This window comes from Paenibacillus sp. VCA1 (assembly GCF_031583795.1).
Classification (GTDB): domain Bacteria; phylum Bacillota; class Bacilli; order Paenibacillales; family Paenibacillaceae; genus Paenibacillus_AQ; species Paenibacillus_AQ albilobatus.
This window is the reverse complement of the sequence record NZ_JAVLSX010000006.1, coordinates 109,229-134,810: the sequence shown is the minus strand read 5'-3', so window position 1 is coordinate 134,810 and position 25,582 is coordinate 109,229. Positions and strand designations below refer to the sequence as shown.

Annotated in this window: 24 protein-coding genes; 21 read left to right on the top strand and 3 right to left on the bottom strand. The window is 50.8% G+C overall.

Annotated features, from left to right (window positions below; translation table 11 throughout):
- Window positions 1-236: 236 nt before the first annotated feature.
- Window positions 237-944 (top strand): GNAT family N-acetyltransferase, encoded by a 708-nt coding sequence (locus RJP21_RS15195; RefSeq protein ID WP_310860010.1) that lies wholly within the window; start codon window positions 237-239, stop codon window positions 942-944.
- A gap of 181 nt (window positions 945-1,125) precedes the next feature.
- A complete protein-coding gene (locus RJP21_RS15190) occupies window positions 1,126-1,692 on the top strand; it encodes a dihydrofolate reductase family protein (RefSeq protein ID WP_310860009.1) in 567 nt (188 codons plus the stop codon).
- A 101-nt stretch (window positions 1,693-1,793) separates the two neighbouring features.
- Here RJP21_RS15190 and RJP21_RS15185 read toward each other — a convergent pair whose 3' ends face one another.
- Window positions 1,794-2,078 carry a hypothetical protein gene (locus RJP21_RS15185; RefSeq protein WP_310860008.1) on the bottom strand — a complete coding sequence of 95 codons (285 nt, stop codon included), beginning with the start codon at window positions 2,076-2,078 and terminating at the stop codon, window positions 1,794-1,796.
- A gap of 326 nt (window positions 2,079-2,404) precedes the next feature.
- On the opposite strand from RJP21_RS15185, the gene RJP21_RS15180 reads away from it, so the two are divergent.
- The 10 genes from RJP21_RS15180 to RJP21_RS15135 all read left to right on the top strand — a co-directional run bounded on the left by RJP21_RS15180 (window position 2,405) and on the right by RJP21_RS15135 (window position 14,566).
- Entirely contained in the window at window positions 2,405-3,031 is a 627-nt protein-coding gene (locus RJP21_RS15180) for a DUF2306 domain-containing protein (protein ID WP_310860007.1), read from the top strand.
- A 159-nt stretch (window positions 3,032-3,190) separates the two neighbouring features.
- A complete protein-coding gene (locus RJP21_RS15175) occupies window positions 3,191-3,628 on the top strand; it encodes an Hsp20/alpha crystallin family protein (RefSeq protein WP_310860006.1) in 438 nt (145 codons plus the stop codon).
- Between the two features lie 172 nt (window positions 3,629-3,800).
- The gene (locus tag RJP21_RS15170) at window positions 3,801-4,340 is read left to right on the top strand and encodes a sigma-70 family RNA polymerase sigma factor (RefSeq protein WP_310860005.1); all 540 of its coding nucleotides are present in this window, start codon (window positions 3,801-3,803) and stop codon (window positions 4,338-4,340) included.
- On the top strand, window positions 4,337-5,446 hold the full coding sequence (locus RJP21_RS15165) for a DUF4179 domain-containing protein (protein WP_310860004.1): 1,110 nt from the start codon (window positions 4,337-4,339) through the stop codon (window positions 5,444-5,446). The genes RJP21_RS15170 and RJP21_RS15165 overlap by 4 nt, the downstream gene beginning before the upstream one ends.
- A gap of 245 nt (window positions 5,447-5,691) precedes the next feature.
- Complete coding sequence (locus tag RJP21_RS15160; RefSeq protein WP_310860003.1) at window positions 5,692-6,048, top strand: hypothetical protein; 357 nt, start codon at window positions 5,692-5,694, stop codon at window positions 6,046-6,048.
- 227 nt (window positions 6,049-6,275) lie between these two features.
- The gene (locus tag RJP21_RS15155) at window positions 6,276-7,883 is read left to right on the top strand and encodes a TerB N-terminal domain-containing protein (protein WP_310860002.1); all 1,608 of its coding nucleotides are present in this window, start codon (window positions 6,276-6,278) and stop codon (window positions 7,881-7,883) included.
- A gap of 58 nt (window positions 7,884-7,941) precedes the next feature.
- The gene (locus RJP21_RS15150) at window positions 7,942-9,267 is read left to right on the top strand and encodes an ATP-binding protein (RefSeq protein ID WP_310860001.1); all 1,326 of its coding nucleotides are present in this window, start codon (window positions 7,942-7,944) and stop codon (window positions 9,265-9,267) included.
- The gene (locus tag RJP21_RS15145) at window positions 9,264-11,468 is read left to right on the top strand and encodes a DEAD/DEAH box helicase (protein WP_310860000.1); all 2,205 of its coding nucleotides are present in this window, start codon (window positions 9,264-9,266) and stop codon (window positions 11,466-11,468) included. The genes RJP21_RS15150 and RJP21_RS15145 overlap by 4 nt, the downstream gene beginning before the upstream one ends.
- A 191-nt stretch (window positions 11,469-11,659) precedes the next feature.
- Window positions 11,660-12,613 (top strand): helix-turn-helix domain-containing protein, encoded by a 954-nt coding sequence (locus RJP21_RS15140; RefSeq protein ID WP_310859999.1) that lies wholly within the window; start codon window positions 11,660-11,662, stop codon window positions 12,611-12,613.
- A gap of 633 nt (window positions 12,614-13,246) precedes the next feature.
- Entirely contained in the window at window positions 13,247-14,566 is a 1,320-nt protein-coding gene (locus RJP21_RS15135) for an MFS transporter (RefSeq protein ID WP_397386227.1), read from the top strand.
- A 557-nt stretch (window positions 14,567-15,123) separates the two neighbouring features.
- Here the strand turns inward: RJP21_RS15135 and RJP21_RS15130 are convergent.
- Window positions 15,124-15,423: an alpha/beta fold hydrolase gene (locus RJP21_RS15130; RefSeq protein WP_310859997.1), complete on the bottom strand. Its 300-nt coding sequence runs from the start codon at window positions 15,421-15,423 to the stop codon at window positions 15,124-15,126.
- Between the two features lie 262 nt (window positions 15,424-15,685).
- Between RJP21_RS15130 and RJP21_RS15125 the strand changes: the two genes are divergently transcribed.
- From RJP21_RS15125 to RJP21_RS15115, 3 genes are all read left to right on the top strand, one after another.
- A complete protein-coding gene (locus RJP21_RS15125) occupies window positions 15,686-16,123 on the top strand; it encodes a MarR family winged helix-turn-helix transcriptional regulator (protein ID WP_310859996.1) in 438 nt (145 codons plus the stop codon).
- 295 nt (window positions 16,124-16,418) lie between these two features.
- Complete coding sequence (locus RJP21_RS15120) at window positions 16,419-17,342, top strand: helix-turn-helix transcriptional regulator (protein WP_310859995.1); 924 nt, start codon at window positions 16,419-16,421, stop codon at window positions 17,340-17,342.
- Window positions 17,343-17,425: 83 nt separating this feature from the next.
- Window positions 17,426-18,991 (top strand): MDR family MFS transporter, encoded by a 1,566-nt coding sequence (locus tag RJP21_RS15115; protein ID WP_310859994.1) that lies wholly within the window; start codon window positions 17,426-17,428, stop codon window positions 18,989-18,991.
- 91 nt (window positions 18,992-19,082) lie between these two features.
- Here RJP21_RS15115 and RJP21_RS15110 read toward each other — a convergent pair whose 3' ends face one another.
- Window positions 19,083-20,129, bottom strand: a complete 1,047-nt coding sequence (locus RJP21_RS15110; protein WP_310859993.1) for a permease — start codon at window positions 20,127-20,129, stop codon at window positions 19,083-19,085.
- Window positions 20,130-20,400: 271 nt separating this feature from the next.
- Between RJP21_RS15110 and RJP21_RS15105 the strand changes: the two genes are divergently transcribed.
- The 6 genes from RJP21_RS15105 (at window position 20,401) to pcp (ending at window position 25,567) form a co-directional block, all read left to right on the top strand.
- On the top strand, window positions 20,401-21,252 hold the full coding sequence (locus RJP21_RS15105) for a L,D-transpeptidase family protein (protein ID WP_160038270.1): 852 nt from the start codon (window positions 20,401-20,403) through the stop codon (window positions 21,250-21,252).
- 221 nt (window positions 21,253-21,473) lie between these two features.
- Entirely contained in the window at window positions 21,474-22,310 is an 837-nt protein-coding gene (locus RJP21_RS15100; protein ID WP_310859992.1) for a YitT family protein, read from the top strand.
- Window positions 22,311-22,413: 103 nt separating this feature from the next.
- Window positions 22,414-23,148 (top strand): 5-oxoprolinase subunit PxpB, encoded by a 735-nt coding sequence (pxpB, locus tag RJP21_RS15095; protein WP_310859991.1) that lies wholly within the window; start codon window positions 22,414-22,416, stop codon window positions 23,146-23,148.
- A complete protein-coding gene (locus RJP21_RS15090) occupies window positions 23,145-24,170 on the top strand; it encodes a 5-oxoprolinase subunit C family protein (RefSeq protein ID WP_310859990.1) in 1,026 nt (341 codons plus the stop codon). Before pxpB ends, RJP21_RS15090 begins: the two co-directional genes overlap by 4 nt.
- On the top strand, window positions 24,152-24,907 hold the full coding sequence (locus RJP21_RS15085) for a LamB/YcsF family protein (RefSeq protein WP_310859989.1): 756 nt from the start codon (window positions 24,152-24,154) through the stop codon (window positions 24,905-24,907). The genes RJP21_RS15090 and RJP21_RS15085 overlap by 19 nt, the downstream gene beginning before the upstream one ends.
- Window positions 24,908-24,934: 27 nt before the next feature.
- Window positions 24,935-25,567, top strand: coding sequence for a pyroglutamyl-peptidase I (gene pcp, locus RJP21_RS15080; protein ID WP_310859988.1), 633 nt, complete (start codon window positions 24,935-24,937; stop codon window positions 25,565-25,567).
- Window positions 25,568-25,582: the final 15 nt, after the last annotated feature.

Genomic DNA, 25,582 nt, shown 5'->3' with positions numbered 1-25,582 from the left:
CGGAACCGTGGTTCTCACGCACCGTTATCATCAGTTGACTCAAAGAATGTTCAAATATATACTGTTGAGGAAATTCCTTATCTCGGTTATCGAGAGGGGTTTCAAAGGTAAAGTGCTTACATTTCTATGGGGGTGGTCTGATGAATAACAAGACAATTTGGGCAAAACTTTTCGCGGGGGATCGCGCCTACTAGCCCAAAAACCAGCGTTTTCCCCCTCAAAAAAGGGGTACGGAGTTGAATAATCTATTTCTAAAGTCTGACATTGAACTTATGGAAGTCCAAGCCAACGTCCTTTTTAGCCACAATGAGGATGGGCGTATGACCACAATAAACGAACCAAGCGCGAAGAGCGCACCTCGATTTTTCATGGGGATCACCAAGCAAGGTCATGTTGTAAGGTACCATGAAACACTGGATGAAGACGTTAAAAATGAACTGGAACGGTTTGTTGAAAAAGCACCTTGGTTGGATGCCCCAAATCGAGTTAATATGGCTGATATTTTACGTATTTTAAGTAAAGAGCGCCCCGTTGATCATATCTATCTGGGACCCGCCTATGTATTCCCTGACATGAGAGGTCGTTTAACACAAGCGGTAAAAATGACGCAGATGAATATCGAACTTTTAGAACCGTATTTTTCTGATTTTGTCGGTGATGTTCTTCTTGGACAGCCTGCTTTCGCAGTTGTTCAAAATCAAGCCGCCGTGTCCTTGTGCAGCAGCGCAAGAAGCTCATCGATTGCTGCTGAAGCGAGCCTGCATACCGCTCCGGATTTCCGCGGCAGAGCCTTCGGTATGGAAGTTGCGGCAGCCTGGGCAGCCGAAATTCAAAATCAGGGGCGGATTGCTTTATACAGCACCGCATGGAATAATCTCGCCTCTCAAGCTGTAGCGAGAAAATTGAAACTGAGACAATACGGTATGGATTTAAATTTTAGCTAGAATTTTTATAGCCCTAAATATCCCGGTTCCTTCAATGAAGGAGTGCCGGGATATTTTTGTTTCAAAATATGTTGGATATGTCGATGCGGCCTTTTCCCGTTCGTTGTATCAATAGAAGCGGGCAAAACGCAGATCATCCGCTTTACCGGTCTTCAAACCAATATACTTGGAGGTAAAATAGGTGAGGAAAATCATTGTATCTGAATTCGTGTCATTAGACGGTGTCATGGAGGAACCGAATTGGACGTTCCGGTTCAATACGGATGAACAAAATCAATTTAAATACGAGGAACTGAAGGCCTGCGACACGCTTCTGCTGGGTCGGGTAACCTATGAAGGCTTTGCAGCGTCTTGGACGAAAGTGAAGAATACGGTCGCTAAAGGCGTTGTTATTCCTGATGATTTTGCCGATCGAATGAACAACTACCCCAAATTTGTTGTTTCCACGACCTTGCAGGAAGTTTCATGGAATAACACCCGGTTGATTAAGGGAAATATCGTAGAGGAAGTAACGAAGTTAAAGCAATTGCCCGGTAAGGATATTTTAGTCGCCGGCAGCTGCCGATTCGTAAACACGTTGATGCAGCATGATCTTATTGATGAGTATCGACTTATGGTATTCCCAATCGTGGTAGGGAAGGGGAAACGCCTTTTTAATGACCGCAACGATCAAAAGATTTTGCAGCATGTAGAAACAAGGACATTCCGTTCGGGTGTTACGGTAATGACCTATCGGCCTCAACGGTAAATGAACAAAAGGTGCAATCGCAATTTGCCGTGGAACGAAAGATCAATGACTGATGAATGGCATATGACATAGATAAGCCGCCTGGTGCCTTACCATGTGGCTTATTTACCTTGCTGTTTATTTGATTTTTTTCGTTGTAATCCTTGGAAAATCAGCATAAACCCCATTAGGAAAAATAAAATGTTGACTGAACTTAAAGGCTGTTTTCCTAAAAAATCCTTAATTATAAGATAAGATTGGATAACCAAAATAATGGACGCATATAGGAAATACATATTGGATTTGTCTTTAAATTTCCGGCCAACCAGCTTAATTAACATTGTAAATGCAATGGCATAGACGGAGATGATCGCAACAAAGACAAGAGCTAAGAACGATAAATTCATAACATCTGCTCCCTTACAGTTATTGTTAATTATATTTTATCATATTTGTTGGTTGAAACAGAGTCATTAAGAGAACAAGTTGCATCTTGCAATGGGGACGGGAACTCTGGGCTTTGGTTTATACTTATTCCGAAAATAAAATGAATTCATAAGAGCTCTGATAACAAAAAAATGTTATTCAGAGCTTTTTGTATTTTACACTTTTTTTAGGATTTATTTAGAGCTCATTTAGACATGTTTTATATCATTAACATTGAACAAAAATGGTACGGCAAAAGGTGTCAAATTTATTGCTGGAATAAGAAACATGAGGGGAGCGAAAAACGATGAGGAAAAATAAAAAATGGTGGCTGCTAGTGATCGTTTCATTAGGAGTAATGATTCCTTTTGTAGCCCCCTATCTTACGTTAAATCCCTCGGATAGCCGCGTAGCTACTACTTCCACCATACAATATCTGTTGCTTGTTACACATATTATGTTTGCATGTGCAGCGCTTCTATCGGGATTTTTTCAATTCATCGATCGAATGCGAATTAACTCGCCCCAGGTCCATCGGATTCTTGGGAGAATCTATGTATGCAGCGTCTTTGTAAGCGGGGGAATTGGCTTGGCATATGTTTTCTATATGGATAACTTTTCAAAAGCAATGTCATTCCTTGTATTGTCCCTTTTATGGATTTTTACTTGTTGGAAAGGGCTGCGTGCTGCAATCCAAAGGGATATTCACGAGCATCGGAAATGGATGATCAGAAATTTCGGCGTAACGTTAATTGCTGTTAGTGGAAGGCTGGTAGTGCCTTTATTGTTATTATCATATTATGTTTTGAATGGTTTTTCTCTTCCTAGTGGCAGGGATCAAATGGTCGAAGAGGTATTAAACGTTAATATATGGGTTGGGATCGTTGTTAACTTCATCATCATGGAGTGGAGGATACTCAAACAAAATAGCTGAAGTTTTTTACTTCGTCTTATGGCAGTGGCTTCTTGTGTTTTGGCGGATATACCGAAGCTGAGAGGTTCCCATTAAATGAAAACGTGGCGTTCATTTCGAGCATAATTTCCCATTGCCCGGAAAAAATAAGCTTGAATACGACGAAGGAGGATGCAGCAAATGCCTTTAGTGCCATACGAGCCTTTACGCCATTTGGATCAAATAAGACGGGAAATGGATCATTTTTTTAATACGGACCTTCCGGCCTTCCGGGGCATGCGCCAAAATCTGGGCAATTTGAGCGTGGACGTGTACGAAACCGATACCGAGGTCGTTGCGGTATGCGATATCCCGGGTCTCGAAAAGAAAGAAGACGTGGAAATCGACATCGAACGCAACATGCTGTCGATCAGCGGCACCATCAACCGGACGAACGAAATCAAGGAAGAGCATATGCATCGCCAGGAACGATACGTCGGCCGTTTTCACCGCATGGTGACGCTGCCGGCCAACGTTTCCTCCGACGACGTGAAAGCCTCCTACAAAAACGGCGTGTTGGAAATCCACATGAAAAAACTAGGAGATGCCCGGAAAAGGATCGACGTCGAGTTTCACTAATGGTTTACAAAGTTCGAGCGCATGACATCCGTGCATTTTAAAAGGTACAATCCTATCAAGGGTTGTGCCTTTTTTTTGTTGAAACGCAAATAATCGGAATCCTGCTGTGACCCATTGATCGATAGCCGCATCTAATCATCGGAATGAAATTTTTGAAAGGGGGACGCCCCGTTTGAACATAGATGTGAACGAATCCGAGGTCCTACGCGCGCAAAAGGGCGATAAGGAAGCTTTTATATCATTAATAAAAAGGTTGGAGCTTCGAATGTACAACATTGCCAGGTCCATTGTCAAAAAAGAAGAGGATTGCGCGGACGCCATGCAAGAAACGGTCCTAAAGGCTTACCGGTCGCTGCCGACATTGCAAAATCCACGATTTTTCAATACTTGGATGTGCCGGATTCTCATCAATGAATGCAATACGCTTCTGCGCAAAAAAAGCAAAACCGTCTCAATGGCGGAGCCGCCGCAGGAAGCCGTATATGTTCCTCAAGCCGCGGATATCCGCATGGATTTGCGTGATGCTGTCGACAGGTTGGAGGAAACGCAGCGAACGATCGTTATTTTATATTATTTTGAGGATATGACGATTCAGCAAATTGCGGACATGCTGGAGATGTCGGCGGGAGCGGTGAAAACAAGGCTTTACCGGGCACGCATGACGTTATCTCGCCGACTGAAGGAACCAGCAGCAAAGGAGGTGCGGTTATGACTGGACTGGACGAAATCATGAACCGTCTTAAAGAAGATCGGGCACAGGAACTGCCGCATTCCATTCGATTACGGATGGATGACATATATGCCGGATTGGATGACGTCGTGCAAGAGAAGCCGGATACGGGGAAGAAGAGGAGCTTGCTCCGCAGAATAACCGTGATTTGCGCCGGTACGGCGGCTGCGGGCCTGCTCCTGATCGGATCCGGTTTTGTATCCCCCGTCATGGCGCAGGCGTTGAAGCAGATTCCTTTTCTGGAAAGCGTGTTTAACCTGGCGGGAGACAAAGGTCTTCAAAAAGCCAGCGAAGCAGGGTATGCCGTAAATGCGAATCAAAGCGTTACACATAACGGGGTGACGATCCGTTTATCCGAAGTGGTCTATGACGGAAGCCGGCTAAGTTTCGTGCTGACGAAAGAAATGGCCGGAGACGGCGGAAACCAAGGAACAGCTAACAATTGGTACGAAGAACTAGTCCGATCCAAAGGATCGAGTTATGTCTTCATTGATTTTTACGTCAACAACAAGTTGATCAACAGCAGCATGGGATACTCCTCGGGGGGTGACAAGGCTCCGGGCTCCCTGCTGGTGCATGGACTGGATTCCCCCGGTTTGAATATCCCGGATCAGTTCGAACTTAAACTCGTGATGCGTTTTTCGAATGATGGCGTGCCTTATGAATTTACGCTGCCGGTCAAGAAAACGAATGACAACAACATCGTGCTTACGCCCGGCGAGACGAAGGTTTTTGATCACATTCATATGAAAGCTGCCAAATTGGAGATCACTCCGGTGACGACCCGGCTTGAAATGGAGATCACAGGAGAACCGGGGCAGGACATCAAGGAAATTGCAGAGGCGATTCCGGATAAGTACAAGGTGACAGGTTTTATCAATATTTCCTACGACATTTTTGACGACAAGGGCAGCCTGCAAAAGAACATTGGAGGAAGCGGCACAGGAGAAGACGATCATTATTTATATTCATCCAGCTACGAACCGTTTGAATCGATCCCGGAGTTCGTTACCGTCAAACCTTACATCTTCCGAGGTAGGGAGAAGCAATACATTTCCGAACTTGAGTTCAAGATACCGGTAAAATAAAGGGTGTGAGATTGGTGAAAAAACCCACTTCTTGGAGTGGGTTTTTTGGTTCGCAAATTTTCGCTGAAAATATAGCAAAAGGCGAGACGGCTTAGGGCCGCTCTTTGCAGCGGCTTTTTTCAATGGGCATACATATAAATAGTTGTTTTCTTATACATATCATTGAAATCTATCATTGATCCTTGTGCTAGAGTTCAATAAAATGAAAGATAGAAATATACCTTATTATGGAAGGTGATCTAATTATGAGAAAATTTCCCGTAATTGCCATCCTGATGATCATGCTCTTTTCGTTTTCCTCCTTCGCCTCGGCACAAGATGCCACTTCGCCGCCTTATTATCTTTCCGGAAACGTATCGTATGAGGCTACTTACTACAACCAAAATTTTAATGCGCCGGGTTCGGTCACACTCACTTTGCTTAAGGTGACTTCCGACGGCGACGTGCCGGTAGGCTCCAAAACCGTGTTCGTACGTGCCGGAGAGACAAAAACGGAAAGAGTTCTGTTGGCTTCCAATCTGCCCGCGGATTACTACAAATTAAAAATATCGTACGGCAGCGGCAGTGTCATTGTTTATGCGGATCGAATCATTCAGGAGTAACGATGGAGACAAAAATTTAACATAGAAAATGATGATAAGGATAGGCGCCGATGAAGGCGTCTTTTCTTTTGCCGGAAAAAAGGGAACTGACTTGCAGGAGGAATCTTTTCCGAGGACGAGTTCTGCGCTGCGTGCGTAGAATGGCAAAAAAATTACACCTCAAGCCAATTTCATATATAATGAAAAAAAGAGAACAAATATTCTGTGAAATGGTGATGTATGGTTTCATGAATTCAAATCAAAAGCCTTTGGATTTTGCGGAAATCGATTTGAGCGCGCTAGCGGATGAAGAGAATTCATCCTTTCGTGAATTGAAAATACCTGAGCGTTCGGCGCAACCGGAAGAGGAGAAGCTCCCTTTCGTGCAGGCTTTATCGAAGGAAAAACGTTTTGTAGAGCAGGCAAAAGCGATGGCGGAGCGGACAGGGGAGCAGACGGCTTTTGTCCCGTTCATGAGCTACTGGCCGACCTACGAGCAGATGAATGAGTCGCAGCGGAGCTGGTATTTTTACTGGAGGACCGAAGTCCGAAACGGACGTTTTCCTTACACGGACTTGTCCTATATTTTTGTATGCCTGTACGAGCTGATTCATGGCGTCGGATGGGAGTCTCCGCGGCAGGGTTATGAGCAAATGATGAACCTTTGGAATGCTTACGGAAACCGGTATCCCAAGCTGAACGACTACATGGCCGAGTGGGTGAGCGATTTCGTGCTGGTTCACCAGCTGGGCGTCCCGTTGATCGGCTTGATCGAAAGGTCCGGTGCGGCACGGTCAGGAGAGCTGTTTGATCTGGAGCTTGGAAGAATGCTGGCCGAAGATGCTGCTTCCATGACGCTGGAGCAAATTTTAACGCTGTCGGATTACGATGTGCGGCGGAGCAAGTTTTATGCGGACGGGGGACGCGAACGGATGGAAGAATACGCGCCTCAGGTCATCGCGCTGGTTCACTCCTTTCTCCAAAAGACGACCGGAAAAGGCCTGGTGGACACCTTCTATAAAGGTACGGGCAAAAAGATCGAGCGGTATTTGTTCCGCAGCGGCGTTTACGACGCTGAAACGTATGGAAGGACCTTTTCTTTGCGAGTCCCCGAACTTCGGAAGTGTCCTCCGCTCCGTTATTACGTCACGCAGTTATTGCGGTGCACCGAAAACAAGCTGCGGGAGCTGACGGGCTTCAAAGGAAGGCTGCGGGGAGTTACGTTGAAAAGCGAAACGGAAGCGCTGATCCAAAGGTTTTTGGAGAGGGAGTTTGCCGCCAAAAAATCGGCCGTGCCGTCCATTTCGATCGATCCGCAAAAGCTGGCCATGCTCCAAAAAGACAGCGAGGACGTGCGCAGCATGTTGACGATAGAGGATTGGGAAGGGCCGGCATACGAATACGGACGGAATGAGGAAGAAGGTACGCTCGTCCCTCAGCCGGATTATGGGAGACAAGAAGATACCGTATACGTCGAAGATTTGAAGGAATATGGGCAGAAGGAGTCCGGCCAACGGGTTTCCGAAGAACCTGCCTGTGAGGAACGATGTGTCGCATGGGACACTTCCGCCTTGGACGAAGAATGGACTTCGTTTGCGGAGCGATTGGGACAAGCCCATTTGGAAGCCTTACATGCATTAAAGTCTCGATCCTTATGCAGCGGGCTGGATCAGGTTGCCGAAAAATACGGAACGATGCCGGCGCTGCTGCTGGATGAAATCAATTCGGCCGCGATGGAGACGATCGGCGATCTGGTGATCGACGGAGAAGCCATTGCGGATGATTATATCGATTATTTTGAAGGTTTAAGAAAGACGAACACTGGGAACAACAGCGATCGGAAGAACGATCCGTAGCGGCCATTATTTCAGTGTTTTACCAATAATTAAGTTCATAACAAAAGAGGTGGGTATCATGACGGAGTTAAAAATACCGAAAAGGCTGACGACGGCGCTTGTCAATTCTTTGACGGCTGGCGTCGTGCCACGAATCGGGCTTGAGCATATCGCGGTCGGCAGAAAGCCGGAAGTGGAGGCGATTTTGCGGGATATGGACAATATCGCCGAAGGCGGAGCCGCCATGAAGCTGATTACCGGGCGTTACGGCAGCGGAAAAAGCTTTCTGCTGCAAACGATTCGCAACTACGCGCTCGACCGCGATTTTGTGACGGCCGACGCCGATTTGTCCCCGGAACGCAGGCTTGTCGGTACCAAAGGGCAGGGGTTTGCAACCTACCGGGAGCTGATGACCCATCTGTCGACGAGGACGCGGCCGGACGGAGGAGCGCTGGAAGCGATTTTGCAAAAATGGATTTCGGGGATCCAGCAGGAGGCGATGCAGCGCGGGGATTTCCGCGCAGGCGATCCGGGCCTGACCCACGAAGTGGAGCAGCGGATTATCGCTGTCGCGACCGAAATGCAAAATTCGGTGCACGGCTTTGATTTCGCCAAGGTGCTTGCGGCTTATTGGAACGGATACAAGCTGGGGGAGGACGAGAAAAAGCAGGCGGCGCTGCGCTGGCTTCGCGGCGAATACCCGAACAAGACCGAGGCGAGAAAAGAACTCGATGTGGCAGTCATCATCGATGACGACAGCTGGTACGATTACGTCAAGCTGTGGTCCGAATTCGTGGCGAAAATCGGCTACAAAGGGCTGCTGCTGTTTGTCGACGAAGGCGTCAATTTGTACAAAATATCGAACAGCGTCTCCCGGACAAGCAATTATGAGAAGCTGCTGACGATGTTTAACGACACGATGCAGGGCAAAGCCGAGCATTTGGGCATTTTTTTGGGCGGGACGCCGCAATTCGTCGAAGACGAACGCCGCGGATTGTTCAGCTACGAGGCGCTGCGGTCGCGTCTGGTCGATGGGCGGTTTGCCGGGAACGGCTACCGGAATTATACCGGTCCGATCCTGAAGCTTGAGATGCTGTCGCACGAAGAAATCCTTATTCTGCTGCAAAAGCTGCGCCAAATTCACGGGCTTCATTTTGGTTATACCCCGTCCTTGACGGATAACGAGTTGATCCGGTTTATGGAGATGGCCGTCGGGCGGCTGGGTGCGGACGAGCTGCTGACCCCGCGCGAAGTGGTGCGCGACTTCATGGATTTGCTGCATACGCTGCATCAAAATCCGGAGGTTTCGTTCGGCCAACTGCTGGGTGAGCGCATGGCCGAGCCCGCGGCCGCAGGCCGGGAGCAAGACGATCTGGATGATTTTTTGGCGGAGTTTGAGTTATGAGCGGGGGAGCAAACCACGTATTCTACCGATTGGCACCGTTCATTCAGGAGTTCATATACCGGAAACGGTGGGAGACGCTGCGTCCGGCTCAGGTTGAAGCGTTGAACATTTGCCTGAACTCCTCACATCATATGCTGATCGCCGCAGGAACGGCGTCGGGGAAAACGGAAGCCGCGTTTTTTCCGGCTTTGACCGAGCTGCACGAACGCCCGTCCGCTTCCGTAGGAATTTTGTACATAGGGCCGCTCAAGGCGCTGATCAACGACCAGTTTGAACGGATCAAGGAGCTGCTGAGGGACGGGAACATCCCGGTATGGCATTGGCACGGCGACGTGTCGCAATCGGAGAAAACCAAGCTGGTGCAAAACCCGTCCGGTGTGCTGCAAATAACGCCCGAATCGCTGGAAGGGTTGCTGATGAACCGCCCGAATGCGATCCCCGCCTTGTTCCACGATCTCAGATACGTCATCATTGACGAGGTTCATGCCTTTATGGGTGCGGACCGTGGGATTCAGGTGCTCAGCCAGATCGCCCGGATTGAAAAAATGACCGGCTGTTCGCCGAGACGCGTCGGCTTGTCCGCAACGTTAAGCGATTACGAGGCGGCGAAGGCATGGCTTGGCGCAGGCAGCAGCCATCCGGTGGATGCCGTAACGGTGCCTGGCGGACGCAAGCTTCGGCTGCGCGTGGAGCATTTTTCGTTTCCGGACGCGCGGGATGAAGAGCAGGCGGAGCATTTGCAAAACGCGCGCAAAGCCTACTATAACTTTGTATACGACAGCACGCATTTGAAAAAAGCGCTCGTATTCACCAACAGCCGTTCGGATGCCGAGCTCACGACGCTGGAGCTGCGGAGGGTGGCTGCCCAGCGCCATCAGCCGGACGTATTCCACGTGCATCACGGAAGCATCTCGGCGATGCTGCGAGAAGAAGCTGAAGCCGCGCTGAAAAACGGTCCCGGCCCGGCCGTGGCCGCCGCCACGCTGACGCTGGAGCTGGGCATCGATCTGGGCGAGCTGGAGCGCGTGGTGCAGCTCGGCGCGCCATACAGCGCATCGAGCTTCGTGCAGCGGCTTGGACGTTCCGGGCGCCGGCATGACGCGCCGTCGGAGATGCTTTTCGTGTGCCCGGAGGAAGAAGACGAAGACGCGATGCTGCCGGCGCGAATGCCTTGGACGCTGCTGCGGGCCATCGCGGTGATCGAATTGTACGTCCGTGACCGCTTTGTGGAGCCGCTCGAAATCCGGAAGATGCCGATCGGGCTTTTATATCATCAGACGATGAGCATTTTGAAAAGCATGGGGGAAGCAACGCCTGCGGAGTTGGCATCCTATGTGCTGTCGCTGCCTTCGTTTAAACAAATTGCTCCGGATGCTTATAAAACGTTTTTGAACTATTTGCTGCAAACCGACCATGTGCAGTGGACGGAACAGCAAAGCTTGATTATAGGCTTAACCGGCGAAAAAATCGTCAACAATTTCCGTTTTTACGCCGTTTTTAAGGATGACGAGGAGCACGCGGTATACAATGGCACGGAGGAAATCGGGTCGATTACGACGGTGCCGCCGCCAGGGTATTGTTTTTCGTTGGCGGGGAAATTGTGGAAGGTAACCGAAGTAGATACGAAGCATAAAGCCGTCTATGTCAAAGCGGCGCTGGGCAAGGTCGATACGTTGTGGCTTGGCGGCGGCGGGGACATACACACGCTTGTCGTGCGGAAAATGCGCGAGGTTCTTGCGGATACCGCCATCTATACGTATCTGTCGCCGCAGGCCGTGAACCGGTTGGAGCGGGCGCGCAGGCTGGCCAAAGAAAGCGGGCTGCTGAAATCCCCCGTCATTCCGGCTGGCGGCGATTCCATGTTCGTTTTGCCGTGGATCGGCAGCAAGCAATTCAGGACGTTGGAACGCCTGCTCAAAAACAATCTTGCGCAGCGGCTGTCTCTGCGTTCGATCGTGCCGATGGAGCCTTATTATTTTGTTGTTGCCGGGCAAGCGGACAGCCGGACGTTATTGGAACAGATTCTTCAGGAATGCGCGTCCTGTACGGATCCGTCGCAGCTGCTCGGGCCTGATGAAGCACCCTATTTGGGAAAATACGACGAATTCGTTTCGCCGGAGCTGGTGCGCATGGCTTTTGCGGTCGACGGGCTTGACGTCGAAGGGCTCAAGCAGGGCTTGAGTGAAGTGCTGGAGCGATGAAATAAAAAAAGAAGCGTCAGGTTATGCATCCATGGGAAAGTCCACCAAGCCGGGTTTTCCCGTTTTTTTCTGATTGCTCCGTCGGAAGGAAGCTGGAAACCCGCGAAAATGATCACTCAAGCACTGCTTTATATATCTGGCCGCTTTTCGCAGGTACACTAACGTTGTAAAAACCTTAAAGGAGTGAGCGCATGTTTAACATGGTCAAAATCGGCAGGAACATCGCCCGGCTGAGAAAAGAAAAAGGGATGACGCAAATGGAGCTGGCGGACCGGATGGGGATCAGCTATCAGGCCGTCAGCAACTGGGAACGCGGCGAAACGATGCCGGATATTTCGAAGCTGCCGGAGCTGGCGGACATATTCGAGGTCAGCATCGATCAAATTTTGGACAATCAAAAGGGGGCGGACATCGTCCAAAACATTGCCCAGAACAAAACGACCGAATTTTTGCGGGAAAACGAAGTTTCCGTCGAAGACTTCTCTGCCGTGATGCCCCTCTTGAAAACGGAACAAGCCGATGAAGTGTTCAGCCATATGAAACATAAGTTTAAACTTCATGATTTGTCCGTGATTGCCCCGTTCGTCAGCACCGAATTTATCGATGAATGCGCGAGAAAAGCGGCGGCTTCGGAAGGAATCGGAGCAATAAAGGAGCTTGCGCCGTTTATGAGCGATGAAGCGATTGACGAGTTTGCCAAAAAAGCGTTGGAGACAGAAGGGATCGAGGCGTTGAAGTTCATCGCGCCGTTTATGACGGATGAGGCGGTTGATGAATGCGCGAAAAAGGCGTTCGAGAACGAGGGGATCGGAGCGTTAACGTCCATCGCGCCGTTTATGAGCGAAGAGGCAATGGACGAAATTGCGGAAAAAGCGTTCGAGAACGAGGGAATCGGAGCGTTAACGCCCCTTGCACCGTTTATGAGAGATAAGACGATGGACGAGTGCGCAAAAAAGGCGTTTGAAACCCACGGTATCCGAGTGCTTCTGCCTGTTGCGCCGTTCATAAGCGATGAGGTTCTGGAAGCGTGCGCTCGCCAAGCTTTTGAAAAAGAAGGTATGGGGGCCCTGAAGCCGATCGCACCATTTTTGGAAGAAGGGGTCATTGAAAAATGGATCCGGGCAGGGCTCGAATTTTCGTCCTAATTAGAAAGTCAAAATGGATGAACCGGGATCAGACCTTCAGCAACCCGTTTTCCAAAGGTTGTGTTCCTAACCGCTTTCGGATACAATGGCTTTAACTATGTTGAAAGGAGGCAAAAAGCGATGAGATCTGTATTCGCACCGGCTTGGATCGATTTATCCGTGAAAAAATCGGGAGATTTGCATTCGACGGGATACGTCTGCCCATTTTTAAGCTGCGCTGCAATAAAATCCGCGAATACGGTGTCTGTACGTTTTTTGCCTCTCTCGTGTTAACTTGATGCGTGAATTCAAGCTGTAGCTGGTTCATGTGAAATGTTGAGCGAAAAACGTAAAACGTAAAATGGACACCGAAACTTCGGTGTCTTTTTTTGTCTTTTTGGCGTGAAAATGAAGGTTCGCAAGTTTCGTTTGAACCGACGGGTTCATTGTGAACCAAGAGGAAGGAGTGAGAAAGATTGACGAAGAAAGCAGTGGATGCAGCCTCCTAAAAACACAATTCTTTTTTTAGGAGGCAATCCAATGGTTAAAAACAATTCGGATGAAGCACTTGTCTCACGACTCAGTCAAGGCAAAATAATACTCATTGTCACGACATTCGCATTATCCGTGCTTGTGGCGGCGATTACGGTGGATATGGCAAATCCCGTGCTCCCGCTCATCGGCGAACAACTGGGAGCTTCAAAAGCGCAAATCAGTTGGGTGGTCAGCGGCGTTGCGCTTGTTTTAGCGATCGGGGTTCCTTTGTACGGAAGAATGTCGGATTTTTTCGGACTAAAAAAGCTATTTATGATCGCGGTCGGCATTCTGTCGTCCGGAAGCCTGATTTGCGCTCTCGCCCCGAATCTTATCATTCTTGTTGTGGGGCGAATGATCCAGGGGGCCGGGATGGCGGCGATTCCCGTCCTTTCGGTCGTCGCCGTATCGAAGGTGCTGCCACCGGGCAAACGAGGCGGCGCCTTCGGCATCATTGCGGGCAGCATCGGGATCGGAACCGCAGGCGGACCGATTTTCGGAGGCGCTGTCGGAGAGCTGTGGGGATGGCAGGCATTGTTCTGGGTCACGCTGCTGCTTTCGGCGCTTGTTATTGTCGGCACGATGTTTGCGGTACCGTCCCTTCTGCCTGACGCTCAGCAAGGAAAGCGGCGGCCGTTTGATGTTCTTGGCGGCGCTCTGCTAGGGCTGACCGCCGGGCTTCTGCTTTTTGCCGTGACTCAAGGGGAAGCAGCCGGGTTTGCTTCACTGTCGCCGTTGGGAAGTTTTGCAGGATCCATTGCCGCTTTGATCGGTTTTATTTGGCGCATCAACGCTGCGGAAACCCCGTTTGTGCCGCCCGTTCTGTTTACGAATCGATTTTATGTTTGCGCGCTGATCGTTTCGATGTGCTCGATGTTTGCCTATTTCGCCGTGCTTGTGTTCGTTCCACTTTTGGTCGTGGAGGTGAACGGGCTTACTCCCGGTCAGGCAGGGCTGGTGCTGCTGCCGGGAGGAGCGGCCGTCGCGGCTTTTTCTCCGGTCATTGGCCGCATGTCGGATCGGGTAGGGACGAAACGGTTGATCGTTGCCGGTGCAAGTATGATGGGCATATCAACCTTCTTTTTGTCGACCTATGCTGCTGGAAATTCCCCCGTCCTTGTTTCGGCGGCTGTATTAGGGGCGGGAATCGCGTTTGCGCTGTTGAATTCCCCGGCCAATAGCGCAGCCGTCAGCGCTGTGGCGAAAGATCAGGTCGGCGTGGGGGTCGGAATCTTCCAAGGTTCGCTTTACCTTGGCGCCGGAACGGGAGCGGGGCTGATCGGAGCCGTTTTATCGGCGCGGCGGGACGCCGCGCATCCCTTTAATCCTTGGTACGGGGAGGGGGCCGGCGCTTATTCCGACGCGTTTTTCATCACGACTGCGGTCGTGGCCATCGCTTGGATCGCCGCATGGGGTTTGCGAAACGATGGCATGAAATGATTGGATTTGTCCGCATAGGCGAATCCGTTCTTTCCTTACCTTAGGGGATTGACTACGCATCTATAATTGATCAAGTTTCGGTACGTGCATGCATGAAAACAGGGACATCCGGTCTGCCGGTTGTCCCTGTTTTTACTCATATTATTTTTTTCTCTAAAATAAAAGATGAGCATAGAAGATGGAAAACAGCGTTGCGCACATGTACAGCAATGAATATGAGAATACGGCGGCGAACTAGAAGCAAATGTCGGTTCGTTCTCGCTTGTTTACTGTAACGGATATGCAGCACGGCTGGACTTTTTGAATCATGGGGAGGAAAATTCCTCCATTTGTTGTTGCGCCGTGTTATAATATTCTTAATGTAAAAAATACAATACTTTGAAGTTCTGTGAATTGAGGTGAAAAACAGCTATGAAAAATAGAAACATAACGGGTATTGTAGTAGCCATAATTTATAGTATTGTCCTTTACGGGATTTTAATTGAAGCACCCCCTGGCAAAGTTCCAGATACTCCGTCATGGGCATTCCTAATGATTCCATTTGGAGCAATTGCAATTCAGGCTCTCTTTGATTTTGTGATCAAGTATGATTTCTTCAAAGACAAGAAATAGAGAAAAGACCGCATCACGAGCCCGTTGGCTAACTTCGAAATTTTGCGGCTCGTTCCGGAGCTTCGGGAATTGCCGCGGCGGTCGTATGTGATGACCTGGTATTCGTCGGCGAGAATATCAGCTACATATGTGTAAAATCCAGCGTCACCACCTACGCCCGTAATCATGAGAAGCAGTTCTCCTTCTCCCCGTACTTCGTAATAGAGCTCGTCGCCTTCCGTTTTTACGAATCCCGATCTCACCATGTACGATCCCTCCCGTATTTCTGTCATCTACGTTTCAAAAATGGAAATGAACTCCGCACCAATGCAATATCTCCCCAAAACAAGACAAGCGCCAGAACATTGTTTCCTAACAATATTTCGCATAGAGCCAAGTACAGGCGATACTGAACAACAAAGAGAAGGCTTATATACTCAGGTCTATCTACTTATGTCTAAAAAGGTCATGTTTGTTTGCCGCCAATCCTCTTATAATCAAAAAATGAAGATAGAAGGAGGAGAGTATATGGCAAACGAAACATCCTACGGTTTTGGGTGGTATTTGAAGGAAACGGATCTAGCCATGACGCGTTACATGGATCAGAACTTGCAAAAAATCGGTCTTACCCGTTTTCATTGGCAGATCATGAACCGGATACATTTGAGCGGCTTTGCCGTAAAAGAAAAGTTGTACGCCCGCAATTATCTCGGCATGGAGGAGCTGAATGAAGCCATCGATTCCTTGGTTCGCCGGGGATGGGTGCGTATCGTGAAGCAAACGGAGCTTGACGAAACGAAGCTTCAGTTCACGGAGGCCGGTGAAAAAATGTTCCCTGAGGTGGCGGCCAAGGTGAAGGAAGCCGGCGAGCAAATGTTTGCACCGATCACGAAAGAGGAATACGAAACAACCGTGAACATCCTTAGCCGGTTGATCAACCACATGAATGCAAAGGACTTCGAATGATGCGATAACTATATTAAAAAATCAACATATGAAAAATTCACAAAAATAAACCAACGCATACCTGGTTCATATCCACCATATTCATCATTTCTTCGGATCTAGACTGATTAAAGGCAAAACCTAAAAAAATCACCGCCATTTTGAAATAGCATTCTGTTGACCGGAGCGCCCGTCTTCAAGGGGATGCTTTAAGTCGGCCACCTTCGTTTTTTGCTTCTGTTCTATACAAAAACGGCTCTGGACGCTAGACTGATCATGAGGATTAGTTTATCCATAACGATAAAGGTGGTCATTCATGAAACTCGAGCGTCTCATTTCCATGATCTACATGCTGCTGAATCACGAAATATTGTCGGCTTCGGCACTGGCTGAAAAATACAACGTCTCCCAACGCACGATCTACCGCGACATTGAGACCATCTGCGCGGCGGGAATTCCGGTGGTTTCCTATCAGGGAGTGAACGGCGGGTACGGGATCATGGAAGAATATAAAATGGACAAAAGCCTCCTCGGATCTTACGACGTGAACTCGCTTGTGACTCTTTTACGCAGCATGTCCACGGTGTTTGAGGATGAGAAAGCCGAGGAAACGATCCATAAACTCCAAACCGTACACCAGGAAGCCAAAAAACCAAGCATGTCGCTCGATATCGGCAGCTGGCGTCCATATAATGAAACGCTTCGGATGATTCACGACGCTCTTCAGCGGCAGCTTGTGGTGAAATTCGAATATGTGAGCACCAAAGGGGAACGGATGAAGCGGTTTGTCGAACCGGTCAACCTGCTGTACAAATACGATTCATGGTACTTGTACGGTTATTGCCGGCTGCGGAACGACTATCGGGAATTCAAATTGCCTCGCATCGTGTCTTTGGAAGTAACGGGAGAGCATTTTCAGCATCATCGGCATGAACCGAAGGTCGAATCCGTGTGGCGAAGCAACGGGCTGGCCGAAGCGGACGAATTTGATGTCGTGATCCGAATCGCTCCGCCCGCCATGGCGAGGGCGCTCGATTTTTTCGTGGGGGCGGAAAAGCGTTTTGAAGAAGACGGAAGCCTGAACATCCTCCTGACGAACCAGCATCGCGGCAGCATGCGATGGCTCGTTCCGGTTGTGTTGAGTTTCGGCGACGGTGCCGAAGTCATCGAGCCGCCGGTAATCCGAAAAGCAGTGAAGGAACAATTGCTAAAAACACTCGAAAAATATCGGGAAGTATGACAAACCGTTGTCATACTTCTTTTTATATGCTCAATTCAGGCCAACAAAGAAACCGTAAATGAATGAAGGAGTGGTTCTGAATCATGAAGCAACAAGCACAAAGCAAGCTGCCGGTCGTCATCGCGGCGCTGCTGCTGGGCATTTTGATGGCATCCATGGACAATTCGATCGTGGCGACGGCGATGGGCAGCATCGTCGGCGAAATCGGCGGCATGGACAAGTTCGTCTGGGTTACCTCGGCGTATATGGTGGCGGAGATGGCCGGGATGCCGATATTCGGCAAGCTGTCGGACATGTATGGAAGGAAGAGTTTTTTTGTATTCGGGATCATCCTGTTTATGATCGGATCGGCTTTGTGCGGCACGGCTCAGTCCATCACCCAATTGGCGCTGTACCGGGCGGTTCAGGGCATTGGCGGCGGGGCGCTCGTCCCGATCGCTTTTACGATTATGTATGATGCCGTCCCGCTGGAAAAGAGAGGAAAGCTCGGCGGATTATTCGGCGCGGTCTTCGGCATTTCCAGCATATTCGGCCCTTTGGTCGGAGCGTACATTACCGAATATATCGCATGGCAGTGGAATTTCTACATCAATTTGCCGCTTGGTCTGACGGCGCTGCTGATGATCGTACTGTGCTACAAGGAGTCCCATGAGCATTCCAAGCAGCCGATCGATTGGGCAGGCGCGTTCACTTTTCTCGGTGCTGTCGTCTGCCTGATGTTTGCGCTGGAGCTTGGCGGTAAGCAGTTGGCATGGGGGTCGCCGGGGATGCTGAGCCTGCTCGGAGGATTCGTGCTGCTGTCGGCGTTGTTCCTGTTTCTGGAGACGAAGGCGAAGGAACCGATCATCACGTTCCGACTGTTCAAAAACCGGATTTATTCGACGAGCATTCTGACCGGATTTTTTAGCGGCGCGGCCTTTATTGCGGCATCCGTCTACATTCCGATATTCATTCAGGGCGTGCTGGGCGGATCGGCCACAAGCTCCGGCATGGTGCTGCTGCCGATGATGGTATCATCGGTCATTACGGCGACATTGGGCGGCAACCTGATGAGCAGGTTTTCATACCGTTCGATTATGGTATCCTCGCTGGCGGTGTTAACGGCCGGCGTGGCGCTGCTGGCGACGCTGGGACCGGATTCGTCGCGGCTGCAAGTGACGTTTTACATGATTTTGGTAGGCCTTGGCATCGGCGCTTCGTTTTCGGTGCTGAGCAACGCCTCCATTCATGGGTTGTCGTATCGCCAGCGCGGGACGGCTAGCTCCACGTTTAATTTTCTCCGTTCCTTGGGCATGACATTGGGCATTACGCTCTTCGGGATGATCCAAAATCATACGTTTTCCGCGAAAATGGGAGAGATGTTTAGCAGTGGCGACCAAGCAATCGGCGTACTTGCCGTCAACGACCCGCACGTGCTCTTGTCGGAGCAGACACGTACGGGCATTCCAGGCACGGTTTTGGAGAAAGTGATGGGTGCGCTTTCCTCTTCGATTGCGGTCACCTTTGCTTGGGCGCTGCTTCCGGTGCTGCTGGCATGCGCGGCTTCGATGCTGATGGGCAAGGCCAAGCTTGATGCTGGCGCGCAGGCGGATTCCGAACCGGAACCCTCGGGAGAGAACAAAGATTACGGTTATTCGACCGTATCCTAAATCCTCATTACCCATTCCCGGGAGTATCTCAATGAATTTCAAAAACAAGCGAAGAGCCTTTGGCGCATGCCAAAGGCTCTTTCTTTCGGAATTACAATATCCATGCACCGATCAGTCCGCTCAATATGCCGGCGGCGACAACCGAAACGGAGACGAAGGCAAGCACTTTTTTCGGAAAAGCCTTCCATGCGATCAGTATCGACGGAAGACTGACGGCAGGCAGCGTAACGAGCAGGGTCGACGCAGGTCCGGTTCCGATGCCCAGTGCAAGGAAGGATTGGATAATCGGAATTTCCGCTGCCGTCGGAATGACGAACAATGTGCCCACAATCGCAAAAACGACAATGGCCGCGATCCCCCCGCCGACCCATGCCGGAAACATCGCCGATTGGAAGGCGCCCAGCAGCAAGACCGCAATCAGATAGGCGGGAACGACGCTGACGAGCATCCTGCCGAGGCTTTTAAGCCAGCGGACGAGAAACGGATAGGACTCTGTTTTTTCTTCGGGCAAAACCGCCATGGATTCCGGGATTTTCGTTTCTCCCGCAAACCGGTTGGCAAAATAGCTGACGCCGAACGTAAGCAGAACCCCAAACGCGATGCGCATCAGCATAAACTTCCAGGACAGGACGAAAGCCATAAAAATGAGCGTTGCCGGATTGAGAAGCGGGTTTCCAAGCCAAAAAGCCAGCGCGGCTCCGATCGAAACATTGCGTTTGCGAAGTCCGCTTACGATTGGGGCGGCGCAGCAGGTGCACATCATGCCGGGCAAAGAAGATACGCCCCCAATCAGCGTGCTTTTGAATCCCGCTTTTCCAAGCTTCCGGTAAAGCCAGCCGGTAGGCAGCAGCACCTGCACCAGGGAACCAAGCAAAATGCCGAGCACCGCCGCTTTCCATACCGATTTAAAGTAGGCCTCCGCATACATCAGAGCGGAGTGCAAGGACGGTCCGCCCGCTTCCATATTTAGAATCGAAGAGCCGATCGAATGCTTTGAGGCGGCGGTAAACGCCTTGTGATAATACGGCCACCACTTGACATAAAGCAGGCCGGCGACAACTATGAATACGAACAGGACGACCATCCAAACCGTTTTTTTGTTTGAAGGGCCTCCTGGTAGCGAACGAATCGGTGACATCTTTTTTCCTCCATTCTTGAAGTGGACAATTATATATTCTATTCCTCCCATTGGATCATGACAAGGAAAATCTACGATTTTCATGAAAGATTCAACCTGCGTTTTCAAAGACAAGCTTTTACGCGGCCCTGCAACATATTCGCATCAAAATGCATCTAAGAGTGATAGGACACTCTCCCCCTCCCATATACTGGTTATTGATTATCGGATGAAAGGAGGTTTGCGAATTCTGCGTACTTTTCACCGCTCATTCACAGCAATCATTCTTATCTTGCTTTTTTTAGGTTGGATCATCCCTGCGCCGGTGCATGCGGACACACAACGCGCGGGCAGCGATCTGATCATCGTCAACAAAAAAACGAATAAGCTGGCATTTTTCCAAAACGGTTCCCTGGTCAGGGAATTTCGCGTAGCCACCGGCAAGACACCTGCCCTGACGCCGGAAGGGCGTTTTGAAATCGTGAATAAAATCAAAAATCGTCCGTATTACAAAGAAAAAATTCCGGGAGGAGATCCAAGAAATCCGCTCGGCGACCGCTGGATCGGGCTGGATGTCAACGGAACGAAAGGGACGACATACGGGATCCATGGGAACAACAACAAAAATTCCATCGGAAAATATGTCAGTGCCGGATGCATCCGCATGTATAACGACGATATTCATTGGCTTTTTCCGAAAATACAGCTGCATACCATGGCCATCGTTACATCGTCTAAGCTTTCGTTTGAGGAGATCGCTAGAAACTCAGGCTATCATGTAGGCGAACAGAAATTTGAGGGGAGGCTGCTGATCGACAATAAGGAAGTTGACTTGCGTAACGAGATGATCATGTACGATTCCCGGATTTATATTCCTCTCAGGGCTTGCATCGAATTGTTAGGCGGGGAGGTGCTTTGGAACAACCAGACCAAAACGGCAACGATCAAAATCGGCAGCCGCACGATCGTGCACCGGGCTCTGTCCGACCAGGCGACGGTCAATGGAAAAGGGGTCAAAATTACGGCCTCAAGGTACGTTGGAGATTCCTTGATGCTGCCGCTGCGAAATTTTTCGGAAATCTCGGGATATTCCGTCTTATGGGACGACGCGACGAATACGGTTTCCATTCAATCGCCGAAATAAGGAAATATACGGCATCCGCGGTTTCGCGGATTTTTTTTATTGCAGGAACGAACAAGCCGCAGAAATATTCCTTCATTTTACCGCTTTTCTTGTTGACGTAATTCGAGCATCCCTTATAAAATATGAGAGTTGCGTCTTTGAACGCATGAACATCAAGAACAACACTGATTACGAACATATACCGCTAAAATCTCGAATATCGATCATGGAAAGGCATGTGCATGAAAAGAAAACTCGCAGACATTTTTTTGCTTATCGCAGGTTCATTCATCTTTGCGCTCGACATCAATCTGTTCGTCATTCCGCATGACTTGTCCGAAGGCGGCGTCACGGGGATTACGATCATCCTGTATTATTTGTTCCAATGGTCGCCGGGCCTTGTGAATCTGGTCTTGAACGCGATTCTGCTCATCGTCGGTTATAAATTTTTGGACAAGCAGACGACGGTGTATACGATTATCGCCATTGTGTGCAACTCCTTGTTCCTGCATTTGACGGAAGGGTGGACGCTTCATTCGGACGAAGTGCTTCTGAACGCCATTTTCGGCGGCGTATTTGCGGGCGTGGGTATCGGCCTGATCGTACGCGCGGGCGGAACCACGGCGGGGAGCGTCATTTTGGCGCGGATCGCCCATAAGTATTGGGACTGGAACATCAGCTACGCGCTGCTCTTTTTTGACCTGATCGTAGCCTTTTCGTCGTTTTTTATCATCGGCGCGCAAAGCCTGATGCTCACCATCGTCATGCTGTTCGTCGGCACGAAGGTGATGGAATTTATCATCGAAGGTTTGAACCCGCGGAAGGCGGTTACGATCATTTCCAAGGAGTACGACCATATCGCGCAGGAGATCAATTCCGTAATGGAACGCGGCGTGACCGTGTTTCCGGGATACGGGTACTATACGAAGCAGCCGAAGGAAGTGCTGTACGTGGTCATCAACAAACAAGAGGTGCCAACGCTGAAAAAGATCGTCAAATCCGTCGACAAAGACGCATTTATTACGATTCACGACGTCAGGGACGTGTTTGGCGAAGGTTTTATCGATTTGGCAAAATAATTCGGAAGGCAAAACCCGGGGCTGCGGATGGCGGCCCTTTTTGTTTTTTGGCAAGGATTGCGCTTTCCGGACCGTTCCCCCTACAATAGATACATGGATGTAGATGAAAAGGAGGCGGACAGGCGTGCGAAAATTCGGCATCGAGCCGATGAGCGATTCGGCTTTGCTGATCGAATTCGGCGACCGGATCGACGAAGGAATCAACCGTCTGGTTCAAGCGGCGGTTTCCCGTTTGGAAGCCGATCCGTTTCCCGGGTTCGTGGAATGTATCCCTTCATTTGCGGCGATGACCGTTTTTTATGATCCGATCAGGCTACAACGGTCATCCGGCTCCGGTACGGCGCATGGATACGTCAGCACCCTCGTGACGGAGATGCTTCGTTCCATGGAGGAAAACGTGCAGCCGGCACGTGAAGTGATCGATATCCCGGTCTGCTACGGCGGTGAATTCGGCCCCGATTTGGCTTATGTAGCCGAATTAAACGGGCTGGATGAAGCGGAAGTCGTCAAAATTCATTCGAGCCAAGACTACTTGGTGTATGCCCTCGGTTTTGCCCCGGGTTTTCCGTATTTGGGCGGCATGCCGGCAAGCATATCGGCGCCGCGTAAAGCGACGCCCAGACTCTCCATTCCCGCCGGGTCGGTAGGCATTGCCGGGACCCAGACCGGCATTTATCCGCTCGAAACGCCGGGAGGCTGGCAGATTATCGGCAGAACGCCGCTTGCGTTGTTTCGGCCCGAGCAGGATCCGCCAGTGCTGCTGCGAAGCGGGCAGTATATCCGCTTTAGTCCTATCGATGCTTCCGTATACAACCGATTGGCAGGTGGAAGGGGATGAGCATCGAGGTATTAAAACGGGGGCTTCTCGTCACCGTACAGGATTTGGGAAGAACCGGCTTCGGGAAGTTCGGCATCGGCAAATCCGGGGCGATGGACAAAACGGCGCTTCGGATTGCCAATTGGCTCGTCGGCAATGACGGCGGAGAAGCCGCGCTGGAAGTGACTTGGTCCGGCTTTTCGGTACGGTTCCATCAAAACATGCTCGTTTCGATTACGGGAGCCGATTTGTCGCCGGAATCCGGCGGCAAACCCGTGCCGATGTGGCGGCCGGTATGGTTCCGCCAAGGGAGCGAGCTGACGTTCAGGCGGCCCGTTTCCGGCTGCCGCGCTTACCTTGCCGCTTCCGGCGGATGGGACGTGCCGGAGGTTTTGGGCAGCCGAAGCACCTATCTGCGGGCAGGGATAGGCGGCGTAGAGGGGAGGGCGCTGCAGTCCGGCGATATAATACATAGCAGGCGCTCAGACCGTTCGGGCAGTAACGACGATCGTTTCCCCGGAAATGGGGGAGACGAAGCTTTTCGGACCGTGCGCTGGTCCGCAGCCCCGCGGCAGGGCTACATTCGCCCGAATCATTTGATCCGGGTGACCAAAGGCAGGCAGTACGGCGATTTTCGGGTAGAAGACCAAAGCGGTTTTTTCGAAGGCTCCTATCGGGTGAAGCCGGAGTCGGACCGGATGGGGTACCGTTTGTCAGGTCCAAGACTTACGCTGCGGGCGGCCCGGGAGTACCTATCCGAAGGCGTGACCGACGGCACGGTCCAGGTGCCGTCCGATGGGCAGCCGATCATCCTTATGGCCGATCGGCAGACGCTTGGCGGTTATCCGAAAATCGCGCAGGTCATTTCTACGGATTTGTCCAAAATCGCCCAGCTGTCTCCCGGAAACGCCATCCGTTTTCGGGAAGTATCCCTTGCCGAGGCGGAAGCGGCCTACCTGGCGCAGGAACGCGGACTTCAGCTGCTTCGAAAACGAATCGGCGACGAATTGAAGGAGGTTGTGGAATGCGGCGGGTGGACCTGAATTGCGACATGGGGGAAAGCTTCGGACGATATGCCATCGGTTCCGATGAGGACATGATGAAATACATTACTTCCGCGAACATCGCTTGCGGATTTCATGCCGGCGATCCGTCCGTCATGCGTCATACGGTCCGGATGGCCGTCCGGCAAGGCGTTGCCGTGGGGGCCCATCCGGGACTGCCGGATTTGCCGGGCTTCGGCAGACGCCGCATGGAGGTTTCGGCCGGGGAAGTTTACGACATGGTGACTTACCAGATCGGGGCGCTGCTTGCTTTCGTCAAGCAGGAAGGCGGTACGCTAAAACATGTGAAAGCGCACGGAGCGTTATATAATATGGCGGCAAGCGATAAGGGATTGGCCGAGGCGATCGCCCGGGCGGTTTACGATACGGATGCTTCCCTCATATTATACGGGCTGGCCGGCAGCGAAATGATCGCGGCCGGCAAAGCCCGAGGGCTGCGCACGGCGTCGGAGGTGTTTGCCGACAGGACGTATCAGGCGGACGGAACGCTTACCCCGAGAAACGCGCCGGGGGCACTGATTATGGATCCGGATCGGGCCGTGAATCAGGTGCTGCAAATGGTGAAGGAGGGCCGCGTGACGACGGCGGACGGCCGTACCGCACCAATCGAGGCGGATACGGTATGCATCCACGGCGACGGCGAACATGCGCCGTCTTTTGCGAGCATGCTGCGGGCCGCGCTGGAAAAAGCAGGGGTCGCCGTTTCGCCATTATAAAATATGAAGTTCAGGGGGAACCGGAAAATGAAAATACTGATTACGGCGTTTGAGCCGTTTGGCGGCGATGCGATCAACCCGACGGAGAGATTGCTGATGGACATCGGGAAGGAACCGATCGAGGGAACCGAAATCCATACGCGGCTGCTGCCGGTCGTTTTTGACGAATGCGCGGACAAGCTGCTCGAAACGGTGGCAGAGATCCGGCCGGATGCGGTCGTTTGCTGCGGCCTGGCTTCCGGCCGGACCTCCATTACGCCGGAGCAAATCGCGATCAATTTGAAAGAGGTGCCGAAAGAATCCTCCGTGGCGGACAACCAAGGGAACCGTCCCTATAACGAACGCGTGAACCCGGAAGGCCCGGACGGCTTGTTCAGCCTGCTGCCCGTGCGCGCGATGACGGACAACATGAAAGAGCAGGGGATCCCGGCTTCCATTTCGTATTCGGCGGGAACCTTTATCTGCAATAATACGATGTACGCGCTGCTGGATCATATCCGGACGAACCGGCTGCCCATGATCGGCGGCTTCGTCCATTTTCCGGCGTCGACGGAGATGGCCGCAAGCAAGCCGGGCTTGCCTTCGCTGTCGCACGACACGATGCTGAATGGTTTGAAAATCATGATCGAAACGATTGTGAAGGAATCGTTTCGCGATTAACATCGTTTTCGCTTA